Annotated in this window: 1 protein-coding gene and 1 pseudogene; both read right to left on the bottom strand. The window is 74.4% G+C overall.

Going from position 1 to position 2,324, the window contains the following annotated elements:
- Nucleotides 1–82: 82 nt before the first annotated feature.
- Nucleotides 83–2,020 (bottom strand): alkaline phosphatase D family protein, encoded by a 1,938-nt coding sequence (locus tag HMPREF3086_RS01755; RefSeq protein ID WP_083324228.1) that lies wholly within the window; start codon nucleotides 2,018–2,020, stop codon nucleotides 83–85.
- Between the two features lie 64 nt (nucleotides 2,021–2,084).
- Nucleotides 2,085–2,324: pseudogene (locus HMPREF3086_RS01750) on the bottom strand (NUDIX hydrolase); the annotation flags it as partial.

The following is a 2,324-nucleotide window of genomic DNA, read 5'->3' as shown; positions in this document are numbered from 1 at the left end:
GGACCCCACCGCCGCAGCCCGCGAACTCCGGGCCGCCCTGGCCTGAGCGCCCCGCCCCGCCCCACCCCGCCCGGCGACCCGGCTAAGGCGTCGCCGCCCGCGGGGCCCCGCTCCCGGCCCCGGCGGCAGCACCCTCGGCGAGCGGGTCCGCCGCGGTCAACTCCTTGGTCAGCGTCCTGCGCAGAACCTGCCGGGGCTTGCGGTCGAGCGAATCCCCACCTCGTCGTCGTCCCCCTCCCCCGGCCTGGCCGGTGCGCCCGGCCTGCCCGGTCGGGTCGTCTCCCGGCTTGCGTCCCCACGAGTCGGGCGCCAGCCCCGGCACCAGGGTGAGGGCCTTACCCAGCCCCCACGCCGGCCACTCGACGCGCGCGTGGTCGACCTGCACCCTCGCGCGGCGGCCGCGCAGCACGAGGGTCATCACGCCGTTGTCGAACCACACGCCGTCGGACACCCGCCACCGCACCTCGGGGTCGCGCACGCCCACCGCCCGCGCGAGGCGACGCGTCAACGCCGGCAGGGGCTCGCGCACCGACAGCCGGTTCACCGCGCGGATCGATTTCTGCAGCGGGTTGCGGAACGGCGACATCACCAGCTGGTGTACGCGCGTCGGCGAATCCGCCACCCGCGGCGCGGTGAGCTCCACCTCCTCGAGGTACGAACAGTGCACGTCGCCGCCGAGCAGCAGGATCGACGCGGGTGCCGGACGCCCCTCCCCCGCGGCGACCTCGGTGAGCAGTCCCACGAGGTCGTCGAAGCTGTTGCGGAACGCGCCCCAGTGCTCGAGGTCCACCGCGCGCCGGGCCCACTCCCCGAACCTCGCGGACACCGGCATCTCCGGGCGATGGCGCGCCACCGCCTCGTTCCACCCCTCCACGTGATGCAGCGCCGGCAGCATGAACGCGGGCAACGACGAACCGATCACCAGGTGGTCCACGTCCGCGTCCAGGCACGCGTCCCGCGTCCACGCCCACTCGTCGGCGTCCATCACCCGCCGGTCCTCCGGATCCAGGTGCCGCGACGCCCGCACGTCGAGCATCACCACCCGCACCCGACCGAAGTCGCGCTTGTAACTCCACTGGACCGTGCCGCGCTCCGCGTCGGCGGCCACGGCGAAGTCCTCCAGCAGGCGCTCGCGCTCCGCGTCCGAGGAGGCGCGGCGCAGGGCCTGGTACGTCTCGTTCGCCTCGAGCTCGTCCGGCGCGAGGTTGCCGAGGTGCTGGTAGACGAAGTAGCTGGAGAACGCCCCGATCACGCGGTCGCGCCACCACGGCTGGGCGGTCATCTCGCGGCGCCACGAGTACGAGGAGTTCCAGTCGTCGCGCAGGTCGTGGTCGTCGAGGATCATGCAGCTCGGCACGGTGGACAACAGCCAGCGCACGTCCGGGTCCCGCCACGACTCGTGGTAGAGCCAGGAGTACTCCTCGAAGTCGCAGATCTCGTCCGAGACGTCCCGGTCGCCGCCCGCGCCCGCCGAGTCCCGCACCGACTGCGGCCCCAGACCGGCGTCGCGGCGCTCGGCGAGGCGCTCGGCGATCTCGCGGCTGGGGATGTCCGCGTACACCTGGTCGCCGAGGAGCAGCATCGCGTCCGGCCACTCGCGGCGCGGCGCCTGCGCCATCCGGTGCGCCAGCCCCACCAGCGCGTCGGCGCCGATCTCCCGCAGCGCCTCCGGCGTCTGGCTCTCACCACGCCGGCACGAGCCGAACGCCAGCCGCACGGTGTCGTCCGCGCGGGGCGTGCAGATCACGCTGGGCCTCCCCGGGTCGAGCGGCCAGACCTGCTCGCCGTCGAGCTCCACCGTGTACGGCGTCTCCTCCCCCTCACGCAGGTGGCACAGGTGCAGCACCGCGAAGTGGTGGCCGTGCACGCCCCAGGTCCGTTCGGTGGCCACCTCGTCCCCCGCGCGGATCGTCACCTCGCACGGGGCGGAGACCTCGACCCACACCGTCGCGTCGGTGCTGTCGACGTACCGGAGCAGCGGGCCGAGGGTGAGCTCGGGCGTGCGGTCGGGCGCAGTCATGCGAACCAGTGTGCACCCGCGCGGCACGGGGGCGGGACCGGTCCGTCGAACGGAACGGCGAGGGTTACCCGAGGAGGGTCCGGGGCCCGACGACGAGGACGTTCCCCGGCAGCCTGTCCCGCAGTCCCCGATCGGCCGTGACCACCACGACCCGTCGGGGCCCGCCATCTAGCTCGGTGGCCAGGTCGACGATCGCGTCGTCACCGGAACCCGGCGCGCGGTGCACCACGAACGGGCCCGAGTGCTCGGCGGCGCGGGCGGCACCCTCGATCACGGCGTGCGCGCGGGCGACCCAGCCGAAGGC

The sequence above is a fragment of the Dietzia sp. HMSC21D01 genome (assembly GCF_001815995.1).
In the GTDB taxonomy this organism is placed as follows: domain Bacteria; phylum Actinomycetota; class Actinomycetes; order Mycobacteriales; family Mycobacteriaceae; genus Dietzia; species Dietzia cinnamea.
This window is presented reverse-complemented; position numbering and strand designations above follow the sequence as displayed.

Coding starts and splice junctions, on each gene's coding strand:
- HMPREF3086_RS01755 (WP_083324228.1), bottom strand. CDS start 2,020: ATGACTGCGCCCGACCGCACGCCCGAGCTCACCCTCGGCCCGCTGCTC.